21 protein-coding genes and 1 pseudogene are annotated in these 20,202 nt (G+C 69.3%); 11 read left to right on the forward strand and 11 right to left on the reverse strand.

Features of this window, described 5'->3' with window-relative positions:
- Positions 1-89: 89 nt before the first annotated feature.
- The 6 genes and pseudogenes from METY_RS17000 to METY_RS17025 all read right to left on the reverse strand — a co-directional run.
- Positions 90-1,115 (reverse strand): annotated as a pseudogene (locus METY_RS17000) (CgeB family protein); the annotation flags it as partial.
- Positions 1,112-2,203, reverse strand: coding sequence for a CgeB family protein (locus METY_RS17005; protein ID WP_103122569.1), 1,092 nt, complete (start codon positions 2,201-2,203; stop codon positions 1,112-1,114). The gene METY_RS17005 and the pseudogene METY_RS17000, both read right to left, overlap by 4 nt.
- Positions 2,200-3,318, reverse strand: a complete 1,119-nt coding sequence (locus METY_RS17010) for a CgeB family protein (RefSeq protein ID WP_103122570.1) — start codon at positions 3,316-3,318, stop codon at positions 2,200-2,202. The genes METY_RS17005 and METY_RS17010 overlap by 4 nt, the downstream gene beginning before the upstream one ends.
- Positions 3,315-4,421, reverse strand: coding sequence for a glycosyltransferase family 4 protein (locus tag METY_RS17015; protein WP_103122571.1), 1,107 nt, complete (start codon positions 4,419-4,421; stop codon positions 3,315-3,317). The genes METY_RS17010 and METY_RS17015 overlap by 4 nt, the downstream gene beginning before the upstream one ends.
- Entirely contained in the window at positions 4,418-5,554 is a 1,137-nt protein-coding gene (locus tag METY_RS17020; protein WP_103122572.1) for an NAD-dependent epimerase/dehydratase family protein, read from the reverse strand. The genes METY_RS17015 and METY_RS17020 overlap by 4 nt, the downstream gene beginning before the upstream one ends.
- A complete protein-coding gene (locus METY_RS17025) occupies positions 5,476-6,588 on the reverse strand; it encodes an NAD-dependent epimerase/dehydratase family protein (RefSeq protein WP_103122573.1) in 1,113 nt (370 codons plus the stop codon). Before METY_RS17025 ends, METY_RS17020 begins: the two co-directional genes overlap by 79 nt.
- 229 nt (positions 6,589-6,817) lie before the next feature.
- On the opposite strand from METY_RS17025, the gene METY_RS17030 reads away from it, so the two are divergent.
- The 6 genes from METY_RS17030 to METY_RS17055 all read left to right on the forward strand — a co-directional run bounded on the left by METY_RS17030 (position 6,818) and on the right by METY_RS17055 (position 11,332).
- The gene (locus METY_RS17030) at positions 6,818-7,918 is read left to right on the forward strand and encodes an inositol-3-phosphate synthase (RefSeq protein ID WP_103122574.1); all 1,101 of its coding nucleotides are present in this window, start codon (positions 6,818-6,820) and stop codon (positions 7,916-7,918) included.
- Entirely contained in the window at positions 7,915-8,523 is a 609-nt protein-coding gene (locus METY_RS17035; protein WP_103122575.1) for a histidine phosphatase family protein, read from the forward strand. Before METY_RS17030 ends, METY_RS17035 begins: the two co-directional genes overlap by 4 nt.
- Positions 8,510-9,283 carry a TIGR04290 family methyltransferase gene (locus METY_RS17040; protein ID WP_103122576.1) on the forward strand — a complete coding sequence of 258 codons (774 nt, stop codon included), beginning with the start codon at positions 8,510-8,512 and terminating at the stop codon, positions 9,281-9,283. The genes METY_RS17035 and METY_RS17040 overlap by 14 nt, the downstream gene beginning before the upstream one ends.
- Entirely contained in the window at positions 9,280-10,218 is a 939-nt protein-coding gene (locus METY_RS17045) for a beta-xylosidase (RefSeq protein WP_103122577.1), read from the forward strand. Before METY_RS17040 ends, METY_RS17045 begins: the two co-directional genes overlap by 4 nt.
- A gap of 262 nt (positions 10,219-10,480) precedes the next feature.
- Positions 10,481-10,837: a hypothetical protein gene (locus tag METY_RS17050; protein WP_103122578.1), complete on the forward strand. Its 357-nt coding sequence runs from the start codon at positions 10,481-10,483 to the stop codon at positions 10,835-10,837.
- A 276-nt stretch (positions 10,838-11,113) separates the two neighbouring features.
- Complete coding sequence (locus tag METY_RS17055) at positions 11,114-11,332, forward strand: NepR family anti-sigma factor (protein WP_103122579.1); 219 nt, start codon at positions 11,114-11,116, stop codon at positions 11,330-11,332.
- 36 nt (positions 11,333-11,368) lie between these two features.
- Here METY_RS17055 and METY_RS17060 read toward each other — a convergent pair whose 3' ends face one another.
- On the reverse strand, positions 11,369-11,944 hold the full coding sequence (locus METY_RS17060; RefSeq protein ID WP_200819721.1) for a sigma-70 family RNA polymerase sigma factor: 576 nt from the start codon (positions 11,942-11,944) through the stop codon (positions 11,369-11,371).
- A 214-nt stretch (positions 11,945-12,158) separates the two neighbouring features.
- Here METY_RS17060 and METY_RS17065 point away from each other — a divergent pair, with 214 nt between their 5' ends.
- From METY_RS17065 to METY_RS17075, 3 genes are read left to right on the forward strand one after another with little or no spacing between them, the layout of a single operon-like run.
- Positions 12,159-12,389 carry a DUF2934 domain-containing protein gene (locus METY_RS17065; RefSeq protein ID WP_103122580.1) on the forward strand — a complete coding sequence of 77 codons (231 nt, stop codon included), beginning with the start codon at positions 12,159-12,161 and terminating at the stop codon, positions 12,387-12,389.
- Positions 12,386-12,631 (forward strand): hypothetical protein, encoded by a 246-nt coding sequence (locus tag METY_RS17070; protein WP_103122581.1) that lies wholly within the window; start codon positions 12,386-12,388, stop codon positions 12,629-12,631. Before METY_RS17065 ends, METY_RS17070 begins: the two co-directional genes overlap by 4 nt.
- 55 nt (positions 12,632-12,686) lie before the next feature.
- Positions 12,687-13,460: a PhyR family response regulator anti-anti-sigma factor gene (locus METY_RS17075; protein ID WP_103122582.1), complete on the forward strand. Its 774-nt coding sequence runs from the start codon at positions 12,687-12,689 to the stop codon at positions 13,458-13,460.
- Here METY_RS17075 and METY_RS17080 read toward each other — a convergent pair.
- The 4 genes from METY_RS17080 to METY_RS17095 all read right to left on the reverse strand — a co-directional run bounded on the left by METY_RS17080 (position 13,439) and on the right by METY_RS17095 (position 17,572).
- The gene (locus METY_RS17080) at positions 13,439-14,431 is read right to left on the reverse strand and encodes a sensor histidine kinase (RefSeq protein WP_160147379.1); all 993 of its coding nucleotides are present in this window, start codon (positions 14,429-14,431) and stop codon (positions 13,439-13,441) included. The genes METY_RS17075 and METY_RS17080 overlap by 22 nt on opposite strands.
- A gap of 273 nt (positions 14,432-14,704) precedes the next feature.
- On the reverse strand, positions 14,705-16,270 hold the full coding sequence (locus METY_RS17085; protein ID WP_103122584.1) for a GMC family oxidoreductase: 1,566 nt from the start codon (positions 16,268-16,270) through the stop codon (positions 14,705-14,707).
- Positions 16,267-17,031: an alpha/beta fold hydrolase gene (locus tag METY_RS17090; RefSeq protein WP_103122585.1), complete on the reverse strand. Its 765-nt coding sequence runs from the start codon at positions 17,029-17,031 to the stop codon at positions 16,267-16,269. Before METY_RS17090 ends, METY_RS17085 begins: the two co-directional genes overlap by 4 nt.
- Positions 17,032-17,086: 55 nt before the next feature.
- Positions 17,087-17,572 carry a cupin domain-containing protein gene (locus tag METY_RS17095; protein ID WP_244593711.1) on the reverse strand — a complete coding sequence of 162 codons (486 nt, stop codon included), beginning with the start codon at positions 17,570-17,572 and terminating at the stop codon, positions 17,087-17,089.
- A gap of 186 nt (positions 17,573-17,758) precedes the next feature.
- Between METY_RS17095 and METY_RS17100 the strand changes: the two genes are divergently transcribed.
- Both METY_RS17100 and METY_RS17105 read left to right on the forward strand, forming a co-directional pair.
- Positions 17,759-19,279, forward strand: a complete 1,521-nt coding sequence (locus METY_RS17100) for a HAMP domain-containing sensor histidine kinase (protein ID WP_103122586.1) — start codon at positions 17,759-17,761, stop codon at positions 19,277-19,279.
- Complete coding sequence (locus tag METY_RS17105; protein WP_244593712.1) at positions 19,279-19,941, forward strand: response regulator; 663 nt, start codon at positions 19,279-19,281, stop codon at positions 19,939-19,941. The genes METY_RS17100 and METY_RS17105 overlap by 1 nt, the downstream gene beginning before the upstream one ends.
- Positions 19,942-20,202: the final 261 nt, after the last annotated feature.

The following is a 20,202-nucleotide window of genomic DNA, read 5'->3' on the forward strand; positions in this document are numbered from 1 at the left end:
GACTCCTTTGCAGCTGCATGCGATGCGATCGCGCGGGTTCGGCCTCGCCGGAGCGACGCCTGATGAAGCTCGCGCTCGACGGTCTCGGCGCGGTGCTCGGCGGTGTGGTTCTTCAGGACGCGGGCCCGGCCCGCGGCGCCGATCGCTCGCCGCCGCGTCTCGTCCATGGACAGGGCGGCGAGCACGTCGGCGGCGGTCTCGGCCAGCAGGATCTCCGAGCCCGGCGAGAACAGGGCGTCGAGCCCCTCCCAGAGGTCCGAGATGATGGGCGTGCCGCAGGCGGCGGCTTCGAACAGCCGAACGCTCGGACTGTGCCCGGCGGCCACCATGTCGGCGCGGGTGACGTTCAGCGTGAAGCGGCTGGACGCGTAGAAGGCGGCGTGATCCGCGGGCGCAACATGCTCCACTCGCTCGACGTTCGGCGGCCACGCGATGCCAGCCGGATATTGAGGGCCGGCGACGACGCAGCGCAGCGCCGGCGCTCGGCGGGCCGCCTCCAGCAGCAGGCGCTCGAGCGTGGGCTGCCGGTCCTCGCTGAAGGTGCCGAGGTACGAAAGATCCCAGCGACGTGGAGCCGCCGTCGGTCGGTAGATCTGCGGGTCCGCCGAACAGTACAAGGCCCGCGCCGCCGGTGAGCCGAAGCTGCGCTCGATCCGGTCGAGCGTCGGGCCGCCCGTGAACGAAAAGTAGACGTCGTAGGCCGCGATCTGCCGCGCCGCGAGATAGGGTTCCTCGCCGCGCCCAAGCTTTGCCAGGGTGACCGGCGTGTCGATATCGTAGAACGCTACGGGGCCGGACGCCGTGTGCAACGCCCAGTCGCCCACGTCGACGCCGTTCGCAACGTAGGACCCGACGATGACGGCGTCGGCGGCGGCGACCTCCGCCGCCCAGCGGCCGAGGTCCTCCAGGCCGTCGTAAAACGCCAGCCGACAGAAATCTGGATCCGCCAGGTCTCGGTTGGCGGCGTACCAGGGCGCCGACGCCTCCAGAAACAGCACGTCGTGGCCACGGCGTGCCAGGGCCTGGATGAGCCCTCGGAATGTCGTGGCGTGTCCGTTGCCCCAGGACGACGACAGGCTGAGGCCGAGGATGACGAGCTTGAGCGGCGCGGTCATGCGGCGGTCCTCGCGCGGCGGTCGGCGATCGTCTCCCGCAGGAGCCGGTCGACCTCCGTGGCGCGTCGACTGTAGGTGTGTTCACCAAGCACGCGCCGTCGGGCGGCCGCGCCGATGTCGGCTGCCCGTGCGGGGGTCAGCCGCGCCAAGTGGTCCGCCACGTCGCGCCCGTCGCGGGCGACCAAGACTTCCGCGTCGGGCTCCAGAAACAGCTCGACGCCTTTCCATGAGTCGGTGATGAGGCAGGCCCCGGCTCCAGCAGCCTCGAACACGCGTGTCGCCGGAGAGAAGCCGACTTCGGCCATGCTGTCGCGCGCCACGTTCAGCACCGCCAGCGGCGTCACGTTGAACGCGTTGTGGTCGCGCGTGCCGACGTGGCCGATCGCGCGCACGTTCGACGGCAGCTGCTTGTCGCGCCAGCCGCTGCCGCCGAGCAGGAACGTGCGATCGGGCGTCCCCGCCGCCGGCTCAAGGAAGAAGCGCTCGATCCGGGTCTCCCGGTCGGGCAGACGGTTTGCGAGCAGCGCGAGGTCCGCGGAGAACCGCGCGTCCTGCGGGACGGGATGGTGGCTGCCGGGATCCAATGCGTTGTAGATCGGTCGGCAGTCGGCTGCGCCCATCTCGCGGTAGGCCGCGACCACCGGCGGACCGCCGCCATAGGTGAAGACGAAGTCGAGATCGGGGAGCGTCCGCTGCAGAGGGCTGTCACCGAGCGCGCGCATGTCCGCCAGGGTCGCGGGGGCGTCGACATCCCAGAAGATCTTCAGCGCTTCGGGCCGCGCCGCGCCGAACACACCGAGCAGCTCGACGTCGAACACGCCGACGCCGCTAGCCTTGACGACGACGTCCGCCTTCGCGGCCTCCGACACCACCCGACGGCAGGCGTCGGGGGTGGCCTCGTAGACCACCACATCCGCCCAGTCCGGGGGCTCGATGTCCCGGTGCGCCTGCCGGTCGAAGGCGTCGGGTTCGTAGAACGTCACCCGCCACCCGCGCTGCGCCAGCTCGCTCAGCATTCCGCGGTAATAGGTCGCCGCGCCGTTCCAGTAGGACGACAGCAGGCTCGAGCCGTAGAACGCAATCTTCATTGTGCGGCCTCCAGGGCGGGAGCGGCGTGCGACGGGTTGAGCCGCCCGGCGATCGCCAACAGCTCGTCGGCGCGGTGGCCGCAGGTGTGACGCTCGCGGATTGTCTTCAGCCCGCGCTGGGCGAGCGCGCGACGAAGGTCGGTGTCGTCGCGCACCGCCCTGAGGCGGGCCGCCATGGCCGCCCCGTCGGCCGCGACCAGGAAGTCCTCGCCCGGGAGGAACAGATCTTCGCTGTCGCGCCAGGGAGCGGAGATCAGAGGCAGGCCGCAGGCCAGCGCCTCGAACACCCGGATCGTTGGGATGCCCGGCAGCAGCCTCACATAGAACCGACGCGGCACATGGACCGTCGCGATATGCCGGGCGAAGACTTCCGGCGCCCGCGCGTTCGGGAGCCAGCCGCGGTAGCGCGCCCGGTGCCGCTTCAGCAGCTTGAGTGCCACGCGCGGGTAGCGAACGCCGTAGACGTCGGGCGCCATCCCCACGGCGCGGGCGGGCTTCAGGAGGAAGGTCTCCAACTCGCGCGTCCGCTCTCCGTCGCCCCAGTTGCCGATCCAGACCAGCCCGGACCGCTCGCGCTCCTCCGCGGGCGGATGGAACAGCCTGACGTCGGCCGCCTCGTGCCAGACGAAGGCGCGCTCGCCCCATCCCCGACGCCGGTAGACCTCGGCCAGCGTCTCGCCGAAGGCGAGCACGCCGTCGTAGTTCTCCAGATCGAACTGGTCGATCGCGCCGGGATCGCTGACCGCGCGGTGGTGCGTGTCATGGAACAGCAGCGTGAAGCGTCCGCGGCGCCGCGCGTCGCCGAGAGCCCTGACAAGCGCCGGGTCGTTCCACTCGTGGACGATGACGAGATCGGCGCCGGCGCAGGCCTCCTCGACGTCGAAGCCCGCCCCGTAGACGCGGGAGGACAGCTCGGGATAGGCCTCACGCCACGCCAGGAGGCCGCGCTCTCCGTGGTCCTTCAGAAGGTTCGCGAGGCTCCACGCGCCCTCCGGCTCGTAGGCCGTCACGTCGTGGCCGCGGACCACCAGCTCGCGCAGCACGCCGCGCACGAAGTGGGCGTTGCCGTGGTTCCAGCAGGAGGCGAGCGAATGCGTGAAGTAGACGATCTTCATGCGGCCGCCTCCTCCAGCGTAGGCGCGAGCGCTTGCCGGTAGATCGCGAGGGTTCCTTCGACCATGGCGTCGAGGCCGTAGCGCTTCGCGCGCCGCGCGGCGCGTCCCCCTGCGGGGGCCCAAGCGGCGGGATCGTCCAGGAAGCGATCGAGCTGGAAGGCGACCGCATCGGGGTCGTCCGGATCCACGAAGGTCGCTGCGCCGTCCCACAGCTCCCGGAAGGTCGGGATGTCGGCGAGCGCCAGCGCGCAGCCGGCCTGGGCCGCCTCCAGCACGCCGAGGCCGAACGGCTCGTAACGGGACAGCGAGACGAAGACGGCGGCGCCGGCGAGCCGCTCCGCGAGCTCCGCCTGGTCGAGCGGCCCTAAGGTATGGACGGAGCGCGCCTGCGCCACGGCGCCGTTCGGCCCCTCAAGCGGCCCGGCCGCTTCGACCCGCCCGCGCATGCGGCCGGCTGCGGCGTCGAGCGCGGCGAACCCCTTGGCCTCGTCCCACAGACGGCCAGCGGCGAACGCGACCGGACGCTTCCGAGCGGGTCCAGCTCCCGGCCGGGCCGCCCGCCCGTTCGGCACGACGGAGGGGCGGACGCCATAGACGACCTCCGTCGCGGCGGCGAAGGCGGCGCTCGGCGCGATGAGCCGCCGGCAGGCCGCGTAGCCTTGCGCCAGCCGTGCGGTCCGGGCGCGGAAGACAGCCGGCGGCTCGCCGCCGCGCACCGCGGCCCACCAGGTCGCGACGCAGGAATGGCAGGTCCCGACCACCGGCGCCCCGAAACCCGTGGCCGCGAAGGCCGGGCTGTTGAGGTGGATGAGATCGACGCCGGCCTCCTCGGCGATCGCCCCGAGCCGTCGCCCGGCCCGGTCGAGCGCGCGCGGATCGTCCTCGATCCAGTCGAGCGTGGGCCCGGCGTCGACCACGGCGAGGCCCGGGACGTCGGCCGCCTGCCGCCTCTGCGCGGCGGACGGGGGCGGCCCGAGCGTCGCAAGCGTGACCTGCACGCCGCGCGCGGCCAGACCGGCGGAAAGATCGAGCGCGTAGGTCCAGACCCCGCCAACCGCGTCGGTCGTCAGAAGCACACGCCCGGGCGCTGCGGCGCGGCTCACGAGGCCGCCCCGGCAAGGGCGACGCTGGGCGCGTCCGCGCTCGCGCCGAGGCAGTCCGCGAGCCGCGCCACGCCGGTCCGCCACCCCAACGGCGACGCAAGACCCAGCGCCGTGCGGGCGGCGGCCGTGTCGGCCACGAAGTATTTCTGATCGCCGGCCCTCCAGTCGTGGAAGGCGAGTTCGACGCGGCTACCGAGAAGCTCCTCGATGCGGGCGACGAGACCGCGCAGGCTGACGGCGTTGGCGGGTCCGCCCCCCAGATTGAAGGCGCGGCCGGACACCGTTTCGATGTTCCTCCAGGCCGCCAGGTAGGCGTCGACCGCGTCGCCGACCCACAGCACGTCGCGCACCTGTCGACCGTCGCCGAAGATGCTGATCGGTTGACCTGCGAGCGCCCGGATCAGGAAATGGGCGACCCAGCCCTGGTCTTCGGTGCCAAGCTGGCGCGGCCCGTAGATGCAGCTCATGCGGAAGGCGCAGGCTGGAAGCCCGAAGCTCCGGGCGTAGTCGAGCACGTACTGGTCCGCGGCGCCCTTGGAGCAGCCATAGGGCGTGTGGAAGTCGAGCGGCCGGGCCTCGTCGACGCCGCGGCGGCGCAGGTCGGGGTCGCTCGGCAGATAGGCGCCGTCGACAAGATCGAGGGGGATGTCGGCGAGGTCGCCGTAGACCTTGTTGGTGCTGGCGAAGAGCACCGGCGCGCGGCGGCGCCGCGCCGCTTCCAGCACGTTCAGCGTGCCGCGCAGGTTCACTTCGAAGTCGGCGAGCGGGTCGTCGAGGCTGCGCGTGACGGCCACCTGGGCCGCCAGATGAAAGACCACGCCCGCTTCGCCGGCCGCTTGAGCGACCAGCGCCTCGTCGCGGACGTCGCCTATGCGCGGCTCGATCAGCCGGCCATGGCGGCCTTCCAGCCAATCGAGGTTGCGCTCGACGCCGGGTCGCGCGAGCGAGTCGAGGATGATCACGCGACGCCCCTCGGAAGCGAGGCGGTCCGCCAGATTGCTGCCGATGAAGCCCGCGCCGCCCGTGACGAGCGCCGCCTCGCGCGCCGCGCCGCTCACGCCACCAGTCCCCTGAGCTCGAGCTCGCGCCGCGCCTCGGCCACCCGGTCCTTGGACTCCTGCCGGGCGACCCATGCGGCGAGCTCCTCGAGACCGCGCGTGAAATCCTGTTTCGGCTCGTAGCCGAGCAGCGTGCGGGCCTTGGTGAGATCGGGGATGTTGTGGCGGATGTCGCCCGCCCGCGCTTGTTTGGTGATGTTCGGCTCGATGTCGCCGCGGCCCATGGAGGCCGCCTGCAGGCGCGCGACGTCCTCCACCGAGCGATCTTCGCCGGAGCCGATGTTGAACGTCTCGCCGACCGCTTCCGGTCGCTCCAGCGCCAGCCGGAACGCGCTGACGACGTCGGACACATGGACGAAGTCGCGCCGCTGGCGGCCGTCCTCGAACACCATCGGCGCCTGGCCGTGCATGATGCGGGAGGCGAAGATGGCGAGCACGCCGGTGTAGGGGTTCGAGAGCGCCTGACCGGGGCCGTAGATGTTCCAGAGCCGGAGAGCCGCGCCCTCCATGCCGTACTGGGCGGTCAACGTCAGCGTCAGCCGCTCCTGCACGAACTTGTTGATGGCGTAGACGCTCTTGAGCGCCGGACGCTTGGTCTCGGGCGTCGGGACCGGCGTCATCGCCCGTCCCTCCCCGTCGAGCGGATCCCAGGAGCCGTCGGGGTTACGCGGGCCGCGGACCACGTCCTCCATCAGCACGCCGTCGGCGGTGCGATACAGGCCTTCGCCGTAGACGCTCATCGAGGACGCGACGACCACGCGGCGCGCCGGCTTGTCGATGAGCTTCTGGAACAGCACGGCGGTGCCAAGGTCATTGACCGAGGTGTAGCGGTCGACGGCGTACATGCTCTGCCCGACGCCGACTTCCGCCGCGAGATGGATCACCGCGTCGACGCCCGTGAGCGCGCGGCCAAGGGCGTCGCCGTCGCGGATGTCGCCGACGACCAACTCGACCTCGGGGTCGAGTTCGACGGGGCGCGCGCGCGCCGGGTGCACCTGCTCGATCAGGCTGTCGAAAGCCCGCACGCGGTGGCCGTCCTCCAGAAGCGACTTGGCCACATGGCGGCCGACGAAGCCGGCGCCGCCCGTGATCAGTATGGTCTCGGCCATCTCGCCTCTCATGTTCGGAAGGCGCGTCCGGCGGTCGCCGGTCGCTCGACAGGAGGCGCAAAGTCGACTGCGGCCGATATGTTCCGGAAGAAGATGATCCTTTCGGGCTGGCCTCGCATTCCGCCGCGTTTGTTCCCGACGTCCTGCGCGCTGTCGGGAACAAAACCGCGAGCATCTACTTACCTCGCGTGTCCCGGTCGGTCCTCGGCCGGCGGAACCAGGAGGCATCATGCCGAGGAAACGTCTTCGCGTCGGCCTCGTGGGCGTTGGAAACTGCGCCTCTTCCTTCGTCCAGGGGCTCAGCCACTACGCGCAGGCGCCCGCGAACGAACCACCGCCCGGATTGATGAACGTGGAGCTCGGCGGCTACCACATCGGAGACATCGACGTGGCCTGCGCCTTCGACGTGCACGCCGGCAAGGTCGGGCGCGACGTGACGGAGGCGATCTTCGTCGAGCCGAACAACACGATCCGGTTCGCCCTGCCCGCGCGCTCCGGCGCGCGCGTGGCGCGCGGGCCGACTTTCGACGGGCTCGGCAAGTATATGGTGGGCGCGATCGCAGAGTCGGACGAGCCGCCGGCCGACGTGGCCGAAACTCTCCGCGCGACCGGCACCGACGTCCTGATCTCCTATCTGCCCGTGGGCTCTCAGCGGGCGACGGAGCACTACGCCGAGCAGGCGCTGGAGGCCGGCTGCGCCTTCGTCAACTGCATCCCCGCCTTCATCGCCTCCGATCCCGGATGGGCGAGGCGCTTCGAGGAGCGCGGCGTGCCGGTGGTCGGCGACGACATCAAGAGCCAGGTCGGCGCCACCATCGTCCACCGGGTGCTGGCCAATCTCATGCGCGAACGCGGCGTGCGGATCGATCGGACGTACCAGCTGAACTTCGGCGGCAACGCCGACTTCAAGAACATGCTGGAGCGCGAGCGGCTGGACTCCAAGAAGCTCTCCAAGACCCGCGCCGTCACCAGCCAGTTCGACACGCCGCTCGATCCCGACAACGTCCATGTCGGGCCGAGCGACTTCGTACCCTGGCTGACCGATCGGAAGTGGGCGCACATCCGGCTGGAGGGCACGACGTTTGGCGACGTCCCGCTGAACATCGAGCTCAAGCTCGAGGTCTGGGACAGTCCGAACAGCGCGGGCGTGGTGATCGACGCCGTCCGCTGCGCGAAGCTTGCGCTCGACCGCGGCCTGGGCGGGCCGCTCATCGGCCCGTCGAGCTACTTCATGAAGTCCCCGCCGCAGCAGTTCACAGACGTCGAGGCGCGAGAGCGGACGCTCAGCTTCATCGCCGGGCCCGATCGCGCGGCGTCAAGGCCGTCGTGACGGGTGCGCGGGTCCACCTTGTCCGGCACGGCGCCCACGCCGTCGTCGGCGAGCGGCTCTGCGGCCGCATGCCGGGGTTTTCTCTGAGCGACGCCGGTCGGCGTCAGGCGAAGGCCGTCGCCGCGCGCCTTCGGGGCGAGGCGCCGGTGGCGCTCTACGCGAGCCCCACGACCCGGGCGTTGGAGACCGGCGCGATCATCGCCATGGACCTCGGTCTCGATGCGGTCGCCACCCCCGCGATCGACGAAATCGATTTCGGCGCCTGGGCGGGGAGGACCTTCGCAGAGCTGAACCCCGACCCGGCGTGGCGGCTCTGGAACGCCGACCGCGGACGGCGCCGCGCGCCGGGCGGCGAGAGCATGGCGGAGGCGCAGGTGCGCGTGGCCAATTGGCTGGACCTCGTCCGCGAGGGACAGGCGGCGGGCGCGGTCATTGCGGTCAGCCACGCCGACGTCATCAAGGCGGCCGTCGGCTACGCGCTCGGCCTGTCGCTCCACTTTTATGACCGCTTCGACATCGCGCCGGGCTCGCTGACGACGCTCGTCTATGGCGACGCCGGCTGGAAAGTCTCTTCGCTCAACGAGGCGCCGCATGGTTGCTCTTAGCCAGGACGAAATCAGAGCCCGGGTGGAGGCGCTCGGCGACTGGTTTCACAACATGGACCTGAACGGCGTGGCCACCGCGCCCGACCACTTCCTGCACGACTACCCGCGCAACAAGTTCAACCGCTTCGCCCACGCCCTTCCACAGGACCTATCGGGCATGAGCGTGCTCGACGTCGGGTGCAACGCCGGCTTCTACGCCCTCGAGATGAAGCGCCGTGGGGCCGCCCGCGTGCTGGGTGTCGATTCCGACGAGCGCTATCTCGCCCAAGCCCGACTGGCGGCGGAGGTGCAGCGCGCCGACGTCGAGTTCCGGAACCTCAGCGTCTACGACCTCGGCGCTCTCGGCGAACGGTTCGACATCGTGCTGTTCATGGGCGTCCTCTACCACCTCCGCCACCCGCTGCTGGCGCTCGACATCATCCACGACGCCGTGGCCGACGATCTTCTGGTGTTCCAGAGCATGCAGCGCGGGTCGGACGCGATTCACCCGACGCAGGCCGACTACGACTTCTTCGACCAGGAGCACTTCGACGCGCCGGGCTATCCCAAGCTTCACTTCATCGAGCACGAGTACGCCGGCGACTGGACGAACTGGTGGGTTCCCAACGCGGCCTGCTCGCAGGCGATGCTGCGCAGCGCGGGCTTCGAGATCGTCGAGCGCCCCGAGGCCGAGGTCTACGTCTGCCGCCGCACCGAGCGGCCGAAGCCCGCCGGCGCCGTCTACCCCGCAGCCCCCAAGCCGGAAGGATCCCGCCGATGATCGAGGCCGCGAAGATCTGGAACGAGCCGAACAACAAGTCGCACTGGGACCCGCTGGTCGATCCGGAGTGGGATCGCTTCGCCGAGATGGCGCGGCTGGCGGGGCAGGCCATACGGGCCGAGGCGCCGGGGTTGACCCGCGTGCTCGGCGGGCTGTCGCCCATCGACCCGCTTTTCATCCAGCGCCTCGAAGGCAAGGGCGCGCTCGACGAGGTCGACGTGATCGCGGTCCACGGCTTTCCGCTCGACTGGAACCTGTGGTCGATCGACGAGTGGCCGGCGAAGGTCGCCGAGATCCGCGCGATCACGCCGAAGCCCGTTTGGATCACGGAGGCCGGCGTCTCGTCCTTCGGATCCGAGGAGGTGCAGGCCTGGGGCGTGCGCAAGACCGCGGAGCTTCTGATCGGCCAGGCGCCCCGCATCCACTGGTACAGCCTCTACGACCTGCCGATGGCCTGGGGCGCGACCACGCGGCACAAGGAGGCGGAAGGCTCATCCTACTACCGGCACTTCCACATGGGGCTGCTGCGCGCGGACGGCTCGCCCAAGCCCGCGCTCGACGCCTACGCGCCCTACGCCGCGGAGATGGGGCTGTGCCAGTGGTTCCACTTCGAGGACCACCGGCTGGACGAGGCGGTCCGCTGGATGCGCCGGCTGGGCGTTCGCCATGTCCGCACCGGGCTGTCCTGGGCCGACAGCTTCCGGCCGAACGCCCTCGACTGGTTCGACCGCCAGATGGAGGCGCTGGCGGAGTTCGAAACCACGGTGACGTTCTGCTTCACGCCGGAGCACCGCGGGATCGAGCCGCACCACACCAGCGCGCCGCTGGTCGCGAAGGAGTTCGCGGAGTTCTGCGCGGCCATGGTCCGTCGCTACGCGGCGTCCGCCCCGCGCCGCCGGAGCCTCGAGCCCGCGCTCGCCGCCGTGTCCCGCTGACCTCCTAAGATCCGCCCTCCCGCGTCCCGAAGCGCCGTCGTCAGCGGCGTGCGGTCGGCGCGCGCCGTTTTTGCGGGCCGCAAAGATCGGTTAGAATGAGATGGTCCGACGCCCTGTCGCGCGATCGGGCCTCTCGGGCGTAGCCGCCGCCACCACAGTCCGATACGAGAGCGTGCGCGTCCGATTTTGGCGAAGGAGTTTTGCGGGCGACGCGGACTTTGCGAAAGGGAACGTCCAGCGACCGACGGACTGGGAGGGGCGGATGACGTTGGAGTTTGTGGTGTCGGACACCGGCCGGCTGTGCTGCGACAACGTTGAGATCGCGGATGTCGAGATTACGATCACAGTTCGCCGGGGCGCTGAAGGTCAAGGGCGCGCCTCAGGATCTCTCCGCGGGGGCGCGGACGCCGTCGATGCGTGCCGGAACGCGGCCGCCGTCGAGCTGCTCACCCGGCATTTCGGCCGGGTGCTGATCCAGATTCACCGCATCGATGATCTGCACGCCCATTTCGACCTCGCGGAATCGGTCGAGGTCCTCGGGATCGACGCTCCCGTCTCGCCGGCCCTCGCGCCCGCGGACGACAATCATCTCCCAGACGGACGACGCCCGCGCACCTGACCCGCTATTCCGGACGGGCCTGAGGCTCCTTCAAAGCTTCAGAGCGTCGGCCTTCCCTCTCGCCGGGAGCAAGGTAACAAGGGGACACGTATGAGGCGATCGGACGCGCACCATCTCGGGAACAAAATGCTGCGGCTCGTATTATCAAGGCTGGCTTAGCACATGAGCGGTTTGGCTTGAGATTCTAGACTGCCCGGCCCCCGAGTCGCCCGTGATTTGGCGGAATAGCCGGTACAATGGTACGGTGGACTTAGGCTTAGGGCGGTGAGCGGCGAGATGGACGACTTCGACGAGAAGGCGGACACCGAGGAAAGGTTGGCGCGCCAGCAATCGATCGGCGCCGAATTGCGGCAGGTGTTCGACGACGTGCAGGCCGAACCGGTTCCGGAGAATCTTTTAGAGCTCGCGAGGCTGATCGACCGAAGGCTTGGAGGCGAGCGTGAGCCGGCGCGACTGACGCTGGTAGCCTCCAACGGAGTGCGTAAGGACCGATAGGCAGGGCCCGCGCGTAAGCGAGGCCGAGAGAACGCGTCAGGTCATGTCGTCGACCGTCGCGGCGTCGAGGATCGACGCCAGACGCGCCCGCGCCCGGTTCAGCCGGCTTTTGACCGTCCCCATCGCGCAGCCGCAGACCTCCATGCATTCTTCGTAGCTGAAACCCAGTCCGCCGATCAGAATGACCACCTCGCGTTGGTCGGCGGGCAACTGATCGAGCGCCTCTTTCATCGCGCTTGTCGCCGCAAGCCACTTCTGCGGCGGCGCCGCACCGATGTCCTCAGCCGTGACGCCCGCGGCCATCTTGCGCTCGCGGGTGCGTTTCTTCGCGGTCCCGATATGGGTGTGGCGCAGGATGGTGAAGAGCCACGCCTTCAGATTCGTCCCCGGCGTGAATTGGTGAAGGTTCGCCAGCGCCCGGAGCAGGGTCTCCTGCAAAAGGTCGTCGGCCTCGCCCGCGTCCCGGGTGATCGATCTCGCGAACCCGCGCAGAGCAGGGATGAGCGCAATAACCGATCGCTGAACCTGGGCGACGTCGTTTGCTGGCGTTGGCAGCGGGACCTGGGCATCGACCCCGCGACGCGCAGCAGTCGATGGCATCGCTACGGGCATAAGACGTCTCCTGATCACTTCGGGACATCACCTGCAAGGATCGAGCGTCAGTTTTGTTCCAGAGGCCGTCGGAGAGTTCGGAGGCGTTCGAGCGATCTGGCCGCCCACGGATGGGCCTCCCGGCGCGTCAGCCGCTGAACTCGCTTCGAACCGAAACGTGGAACAAAACCGCGCACCAAAGCTTATCGCGCCGAAACGGCTATGGAGTCGAGGCATGGACCGGAGAGACGACCTCATTCGCGACCGCGCCTATCAGATCTGGATCGCAGAGGGACAGCCGAGCGATCGTCATGCCGAGCACTGGGCTCAGGCGGAGGCGGAGATCGACGCCGAATTGGCCGCGGGCGCTGCGGCTGGGACTCCTAACGGTGAGCTGACGGCCGGGGCGCCGCTCGCTTCCTCAGGCGACGCCGTCTCGGCGGGCGGGGCGGGCCAGCTTCCGTGACAGGGCCACAGAACAGCGAGAGATACCCGGCGACGGTTCCCGCCGCGCGGCTCGCCGTCGTGGGCCTGCTCGCAGTGGTGACGTTGCGCTTGGCGTCGAGGCTCGGGCCCGCGAGCGTCGTGCTGGGCGTTCTCGCCCTCGCCGCGATCCGAACGCGTCGCCGCGACGCCGAGCCGGCCAGGCGCTACGCCACCTCCCAGGCGCCGAGCTCACCAAGCGCCGAGATGGAGCCGACGGCATGAGCGAGTGGCCCGCGGACGGGACACGCTCGCCCGCTGGCTCCAGGAAGGACCGGCCATGAACCGCGACGAGCTTTTCAGCAAATTGCCCTTTGTTCGCCGGCACGCCCGCATGCTGCTCGGCCGCCAGGACGACGGCGATCGCTTGGTCGCCCACGCTCTGCAGCGTCTCATCGGCGCAATATCGCCGCGTGACCGGTTTGATCCCTGGGACGTTCTGCTTTTCCAAGCCCTCTACGAAAGCCTTGAGCGGCAGGGAGCGCCGCCGCGCTGGACGCCCGAAGAAACTTCCACGCGGGAACGGATCGCGGACCAGCGGCTGCAGGCGATCCCGCTCGCGGCGCGAGCCGTGCTGCTGCTGACCGCCGTCGAGGGGTTCAGCGAGGCGGCGACCGCGGTTATCCTCGGAATGTCGCACCTTGAGGTCCGCCATCTCGCCGACGACGCGCAGCGCGTCATCGAGCGCGATTTACAAACCACCGTCCTCATCATCGAAGACGAGTGGCCGATCGCGCGTCATCTTCGCCAGATCGTCAACACCCTTGGCCACGACGTGGTCGCGATCGCGGGGACGCAACGCGACGCCGTCGACCTTGCGGCCCGTCACCACCCCGGTCTTGTGATTGCGGACATAAAGCTCGCAGACGGATCCTCGGGCGCGGATGCGGCCTCGTCGATCCTGCTGGACAGGGCGACTCCGGTTGTGTTCGTCACCGCCCATCCCGGCGATCTGCTGCGCAGTCGCCGGAACGACACGACCTACCTCATCACCAAGCCGTTCTCCCCGGCGATGATCAAAACGACCATCAGTCAGGCGCTGTTCTTCTCCTGAAGTCCCACGACACGGCTCGAGGCGCCGAAGTCGCCCTCGATGACGCAGACGAGCCCGTCACTGGTGAACGCATAGTCGACGGCGGCGTCGGTCTTGAACGCGACTGCTTGCTGGATCAGCTCTCGGCCGAACCCCGCGGGACCGGGAGGAGCCCTATGCGTGACCCCCGTCTCCTTCCAGGCCAACCGCATCCGCGCCGGCGCATCGGGCAGACGCATCCATTGCAGGCTGAGTCGGCCGTTCGGTTGCGACAGCGCGCCGTGCTCGCATGCGTTCGCGACCAGCTCGTGCAGCGCGAGAGTGAGCGTCTGCACGACAGAAGGACGAAGCACGAAGTCGACCGGTCCATCGAGGGTGACCCTGCCGGGCTCGTGGGTGACGTGGCCCGTCGCCTCGAGGCTCAGTTCGCCTTGGATCAGCGACTCGAGCGTGATCGGAGCGTCCTCCACCTCGAGGGACAGCAACGTCTGCGCGCGTGCGAGCGCCGCGAGCCGCCGTCCGAACCGCCGTTGGTAGTCGGCGCCGGACGCGCCGTGCTCGGCGGAGGCCGCTCCAATCGCTTGGACGACCGTTATGAGGTTGAACGCGCGGTGCTGCATCTCGGTCAGCAGCGCGCTTTGTCGCTCCAGACGACTGTGCAGGAGGTGGACGCCGGTGGATGCGCCGATCCACCCCGAAATTGTCTCCCCGCCCTCGGTCAAAGGGGCGGCGGAAGATTGAAACCACCGCCAGCCGCCTGCCTGGATGTCCCAAAGGCGATGTTCGACATGAAAACTCCCGCTGGCGGACGCGTCCAACCATGCGGCGCGCGTGAGTTCGTGATCGTCAGCAAAGACCGCGGCCAGCCAGCCGTCCCCCAGACTGGCCGCCGTTGTCTGCCCGGTCGCTACACTCCATTCCCGGCTCGACCAGATCCACCCTCCGCCTGCGTCCGCCCGCCAGAAGGATTGTGGTAGCCGCTTGCCCATCATCCCCACGCCCGCCTGCCTTGATGGCCTTGAGCCCCTGCAATCCGCGTGACGCCGCTGAAATCGGCGCCTCCCGCCCATCGTTAATCGATTATCGCTCGCGGGACAGCACGGCGGCCAGCCATGTCTTGGTCTGGACGGGGCGCGTAGAGAGCCTGTGACAAGCAAATCCGCGCTGCGCAACTCCGGATGTCACCGCTGAACATGACGGGGCGCGCGACAGGTGGCGCACGGCGATCTCGGGATCGCGTCAGCGCGGACGTGGCCGGCAATGGCTCAGACGCCGTGCGCCGCACGGATCATCCGGGCCGCCCGCTCGCCGATGATCGCGCAGGGCGCCTGGGTGTTCCCGGTCGTAACGCGCGGCATGATCGAGGCGTCCGCCACCCGCAGACCTTGTACGCCGTAGACTTCGAGAGAGCCGTTCACGACCGACATGGAGTCCCGTCCCATCTTGGCCGTGCAGCTCTGGTGCCAGTAGGTGACGGCGGACTCGCGCACGAACTGCTTCATGGCCTCGCCCCCCAGCCGGCCGGGCAGCGCTTCACCCTTCACGAAGGGCTTGAAGGCTTGGGCCGCGCCGAGTTCGCGGCAGAGATCGACGCACCGCAGCGCCGTGTCCAGGTCGGCGGGATCGGACAACGCGTTCGGGTCGATCGTGATCGGCGTCCCCGGGTCGGCGGCCGTAAGACGCACCCTGCCGCGACTGCCGGGACGGGCGAGGCCCGCGAACATTGTCCAGCCGTGCGCCGGCGCGCCCCGCGCCGCCGTCCGCTCGCTCGGAACCGGAAATTCCACCTGGCAGAACAGCAGGTCGGGGCTGTCGAGCTCAGGACGGCTCTTCCAGTAGAGCGTCGCCTCGCTGCCGCTGTTTCGCGGCGCGATCGGCTCCCGATACTCCCAGATGCATCCGAACGACAAATGGTCCTGCAGATTCTGGCCGACGCCGGGCAGGTGCTGCGTGACGGGAATGTCGAAGCGGCCGAGTTCGGCCTCGTCGCCCACGCCCGAATGCATCAGCACCTTCGGCGTGTGCATCGCGCCGAGCGACAGGACGACTTCCAGCCCCGCACGGATCGTCAGGACCGCGCCGTCGCGCAGGATCTCGACGCCCATGGCGCGGCCGCCCTCGATCACGACGCGGCGGACCGTGGCGCGGGTCAGCACGGTGAGATTCGGACGGTCTCTCAAGGGGTGGAGATAGGCCCGGAACAGCGAATGGCGCCGCCCGTCACGCATCAGCACATCGGAGATGGCCGCCCCTCCGGGCCCTTCCATCATCGCGCCATTCGGGTGGTCGAATGTCGGAACGCCGATCTCCGCGGCGGCGGCGAGCATCGCCCCGGCGATTGGGCTCGGATCGGGCGCGGGCTGCACCCAGACCGGACCCGACGTTCCGCGGTAGCGCGGGTCCGGCGCGCCCCGCCAGTTCTCGATATCGCGGTAGATATTGAGGACGGGCTCGTACCCCCAGTCCGGGTCGCCCGACTCGGCCGCAAAGGCGTCCCAGTCGTTGCGGTGCCCGCGCGCCCACACCATGACGTTGATGCTGGAGCCGCCGCCGAGCCCCTTGCCCATCGACATGGAAAGCGACCGGCCGTCGAGGTGCGGATTGGGCTCCGCCTGGAACCCCCAGTCGCGTTCGCTTCCCAGATTGGCGGGCCAGCGGGAGGGGTCGAGCACCTCTTCCGCTTCGTCGTCGCCGCCGGCCTCGATCAACAGAACCTGCGCATCCGGATTCTCAGCCAGGCGGCGGGCGACCACGGAGCCTGACGAGCCCGCGCCGCAGACGATGAAATCGTAGTCGGGTCGCAGCGCGTCAGACCGGTCCAGAACCGTCACTTCGAAAGAGCCTTGGCCGCGGTCTCGATCAGCTCGGCGACCGCGGCCGGCTGCGACATGAACAGAGCGTGGCTGCCCTTGACCTCCTTCACCGTGCTGCCGGCTCGCTTCGCCATCGTCCGCATCAGGTCGGGATGGATCGCCCGGTCTTCGGTCGCGATGAGCGCCCAGCTCTTCTTGGTCTTCCAGGCCGGCTGGCTGATCTTCGCCTCGAAGCTCGCCTTGGAGGGGAAGACCTGCGAGGCGGCCATGAACTCGGCCTCGGCCTTCGGCACGTCGCCGGCGAAGTCCGCCGCGTAGACCTCTGGGTCGAGGTAGAGATAGCCGTCCGCCGTGGCCTTGATGCCCGTCGTCGCGGGCGGCGTCTTACCGGCGAGATCGAGCAGGTTCTCGCCCTCGTCCGGCTGGAACGCCGCGACGTAGACCAGGCCGGCGACGTTCTCCGCCGAGCCCGCCTGGGTCACGACCATGCCGCCGTAGCTGTGGCCCACCAGCACGGACGGCCCGTCCTGGAGGTCCAGGATGCGTCGCGCCGCGGCCACGTCGTCCGGCAAGGAGGTCATCGGCGGCTGCACCACCGTCACCTTGTACCCCTTGGCTTTCAGCAGGTCATGGACCTTGCGCCAGCCCGAGCCGTCGGCCAGGGCGCCGTGAACGATGACCACGTTCTTGATCGGGGCCGCCGCGAAGGCCGGGGCCACGGCTGCCATCGCCAGCAGCGCGCCGCCGGCGAGCGAGAGCGTGAGGTGCGTCAATCCCATGTCCTGGGCTCTTTCATCTCGTGTGTCGAAGGGGGTGGTCGGCAGGCCGCCGGCGTCAGCGGGCCTTGCTGGGGTCGTCGGCCGGATTGACGTAGTTCAGACCGAAGGGGCCCGTTCCGTTCACCTGGATGACGGCCGCCTGCTCCTTGGTCCAGAGCGAGTGCGGCATCAGGGCCGGCAGGTAGAGGAAGCCGCCCTCCCGGAACGGCGCGCCGCGGCTCTCGACCCGCGTTTCGCCCATGTCGTGAACGAGGGCGCCGGCCAGAAGCGTGACGGTCTCGTCGGTCGCATGGGTGTGCGGGGCGATCACGGTCCCAGGCGGAATACGCAGCCGCAGCGCGAACGGCCCGGGCTTGTCCGGATCGCCCATGACGACGCTGATCTCGACGCCCTTGGGCAGCGCGGCGGGGGCGGCCGTCCACTGGACGGCGGCCGCGTCCGAGATGGCGATCATCTGCTTGTGGCTGGCGGTGTCCGCCCCGGCGGCGGTCGACAGAGAGCCGGCCACGGCGAAGGCAGCCAATCTAAGTGCTTGCCTCACGAACGAATTCCTTCCCCTGCGATGCATTATGTTGACGACGACGCGCGAGATCCCATCGTAGACTTGATCTACGTGCGGCATGACTTGTTTTGTGACCGATTTTTGCTGCACATCCTGGTTCAGCAGCTTAAGGTCGGGCGGCCGTAGTATGAGCGTCGTGGGCCAGGCCGAAATGGCGATCCGCATATGAACCCTTGGGCAATTTTCCTGGCCGCGCCTCGCGTCGGTCTCGCGGCCGAGGCCGGCGCGGGGCCCCGATCCCCCATCGCCGCATCTCCGTACGCCGAGAAACTGCAGGGACGGCGAAGCCTCGACCTCAAATGGACGCTGGTTCGGCGCATCGTGGTGGTCGCATTGCTCTGCCTGACCGGCGGCGCGATCCTCGCCATGCACCATGTGGCGGCGGACGCGGGCCGTCAGAACGAGGCCGCGGCGGAGGCGGTCGAGAAACAGCTTCTGGTCCAGGTCATCCGCATCACGCGCGGGCTGGATCATCTCGACCGCTTCCCTGACTGGGATTCGGTGCTGAAGTTCGCGCTCGAGCCCGGTCAATGCCTGGAGCTGCTCGGGCCCCTCGGAGAGGTCCGCAACGCGCGCTGCGTCGGCAGCGACGAGCGCGCTCCGAACCCGCCCGGCTGGTTCGTCGACGCCTACCGGGCGCTGTTCTTCGATCGCTCGCTCGCGGAGAGAGGCCTCGTCCACCGGGCCGAAACATGGGGCGTTATCCGCGCCACGATCGATCCGACCACCGTCGCGCGCCGGGCCTGGACGGAGCTGACGCGAACGCTCGGGCTGTGGGTGATGATGATCGGCGCGCTGTGCCTGCTCGTTTATGTTGTCGTCGATCACGCGTTGCGGCCGGCGGCCGAGATCCTCGCCGGGATCAACCGGCTCGCGGACGGCGACCTGTCGAGCCGTCTGCCGGCGTTCCGCCTCTACGAACTGCAGCGCATCGCGGAGGTGTTCAACGAACTCGCACGGACGCTGCAGGCGACGACATCGGACCGCGCCGAATTCGCCCGGAAGCTGGTGGACGCACAGGAACGCGAACGGCGGCTGATCGCCCTCGAGCTTCACGACGACATCGCCCAGAGGCTGACGGCCATGAGCTGCATGGCGGCGTCGATCGGCAAGACCGTCCGCGCGACGGCGCCTGAAGCGGCGAGAGAGAGCGAGGATCTCGTCACCCTCGCCTCCGGCACGATGAGGTCGCTCCGCGAGACGCTGGCCACTCTCAGGCCGCCCGAGATCGACGACCTTGGCCTCGTCGTGAGCCTTCAGGAACTGGTCGCCAGCCACGAGCGACAGGCGCGGGGCCGCACCCGCTTCACGTTCCGGCCGCAGGGGCGCTTCGAGGACGTGCCGGCGGAGGCGGCCGGCCACATTTACCGGATCGTGCAGGAGAGCCTGAACAACGCCGCCCGCCACGCGGCCGCGAGCCAGGTCGAGGTCGCGTTGCGCGAGGGGCCCCCAGCCTCATCGAAAGCGGGCGAACGATCGCGGCTCATCGACCTCAGTGTGAGGGACGACGGCGTCGGCATGCATCCCGCGACGTCGTCGGATCCTCTGTCAGGCGCGGGGCTCGTGGGCATGCGCGAGCGGGTCTTCGCGCTTGGCGGCGCGCTCTGCGTGGAGCAACGCGCGGAGGGAGGCGTCGAACTGCGGGCCAGTTTCCCTGTCCGGCTCGCGGAACGGGAGGCAAGGTGATGGACGACTCGATCCGGGTGATGCTGGTCGACGACCACGCGATCGTGCGCGAAGGCTACCGACGCCTGCTGGAGAAAGAGGGCGGCATCGACGTCGTCGCTGAGGCCGGCGACGGGGTCGCCGCCTACCGGCTCTACAAGGAGACCTCGCCCGACGTCGCGATCATGGACATCAGCATGCCCGGCCGCGGCGGCATCGACGTGATCCGGCAGATACGACAGTGGGACCCGCACGCGCGCATCCTCGTGTTCAGCATGCACGCCAACTCGAGCTACGCCCTTCAGGCGTTCCGCGCGGGGGCGAAGGGCTACATGACGAAAAGCAGCGCGCCGGAGTTGCTCGCCGGCGCCGTCCGGAACGTCGCCCGAAACCGCTCTGCGCTGTGCCCGGAGATCTCGGCGGCGCTGGCCGCGACCCGGCTGGAGGAGGAAGCGTCCGCGCTCGAGAGCCTGTCGCCGCGAGAGTTCGAGGTGCTGCGGATGCTGCTGGACGCCAAGTCGACCGAGGAGGTCGCCAGCGCTCTCAACCTCACGGCCAAGACCGTCGCGAACTACCACTACGCGGTGAAGTCGAAGCTCGGCGTCTCCTCCGACATCGACCTCGTTTACTACTGCATGCGCTACGGCGTCGTGTCTCCTCTGGCCGAAATCAATCCGGCCTGAGCTTTTATCTCCTGAGCCTCCATCACCGGAGCGAACGGAAAGCGCTCAGGTCGCGGCCAGGCTGTTCTTCCGCGCCTTGGGCCGCCCCGCGAAGGTGACGTGGGCTCAGGCGGGCGGCCAGTCCGCGGCGACGCTCCGCTGCGGCACATTTAGCTTCGAATTGTAGCCGCCAGCCGAGCGGCGGAGTGGCCGCGGGGCACGTAAGCGGGAGCCCATTTCGGGCGACGGGGGGCAGCTCTTGAACAGCGAAGGAGCGTCACC

The sequence above is a fragment of the Methylopila sp. Yamaguchi genome (assembly GCF_002897035.1).
Classification (GTDB): domain Bacteria; phylum Pseudomonadota; class Alphaproteobacteria; order Rhizobiales; family Methylopilaceae; genus Methylopila.

Coding starts and splice junctions, on each gene's coding strand:
- METY_RS17055 (WP_103122579.1), top strand. CDS start 11,114: ATGGACGACTTCGACGAGAAGGCGGACACCGAGGAAAGGTTGGCGCGC.
- METY_RS17080 (WP_160147379.1), bottom strand. CDS start 14,431: ATGATGGGCAAGCGGCTACCACAATCCTTCTGGCGGGCGGACGCAGGC.
- METY_RS17050 (WP_103122578.1), top strand. CDS start 10,481: ATGACGTTGGAGTTTGTGGTGTCGGACACCGGCCGGCTGTGCTGCGAC.
- METY_RS17020 (WP_103122572.1), bottom strand. CDS start 5,554: ATGGGTCGCCCGGCAGGAGTCCAAGGACCGGGTGGCCGAGGCGCGGCG.
- METY_RS17075 (WP_103122582.1), top strand. CDS start 12,687: ATGAACCGCGACGAGCTTTTCAGCAAATTGCCCTTTGTTCGCCGGCAC.
- METY_RS17045 (WP_103122577.1), top strand. CDS start 9,280: ATGATCGAGGCCGCGAAGATCTGGAACGAGCCGAACAACAAGTCGCAC.
- METY_RS17010 (WP_103122570.1), bottom strand. CDS start 3,318: ATGAAGATCGTCTACTTCACGCATTCGCTCGCCTCCTGCTGGAACCAC.
- METY_RS17005 (WP_103122569.1), bottom strand. CDS start 2,203: ATGAAGATTGCGTTCTACGGCTCGAGCCTGCTGTCGTCCTACTGGAAC.
- METY_RS17065 (WP_103122580.1), top strand. CDS start 12,159: ATGGACCGGAGAGACGACCTCATTCGCGACCGCGCCTATCAGATCTGG.
- METY_RS17030 (WP_103122574.1), top strand. CDS start 6,818: ATGCCGAGGAAACGTCTTCGCGTCGGCCTCGTGGGCGTTGGAAACTGC.
- METY_RS17105 (WP_244593712.1), top strand. CDS start 19,279: ATGGACGACTCGATCCGGGTGATGCTGGTCGACGACCACGCGATCGTG.
- METY_RS17060 (WP_200819721.1), bottom strand. CDS start 11,944: ATGCCCGTAGCGATGCCATCGACTGCTGCGCGTCGCGGGGTCGATGCC.
- METY_RS17025 (WP_103122573.1), bottom strand. CDS start 6,588: ATGGCCGAGACCATACTGATCACGGGCGGCGCCGGCTTCGTCGGCCGC.
- METY_RS17090 (WP_103122585.1), bottom strand. CDS start 17,031: ATGGGATTGACGCACCTCACGCTCTCGCTCGCCGGCGGCGCGCTGCTG.
- METY_RS17100 (WP_103122586.1), top strand. CDS start 17,759: ATGAACCCTTGGGCAATTTTCCTGGCCGCGCCTCGCGTCGGTCTCGCG.
- METY_RS17040 (WP_103122576.1), top strand. CDS start 8,510: ATGGTTGCTCTTAGCCAGGACGAAATCAGAGCCCGGGTGGAGGCGCTC.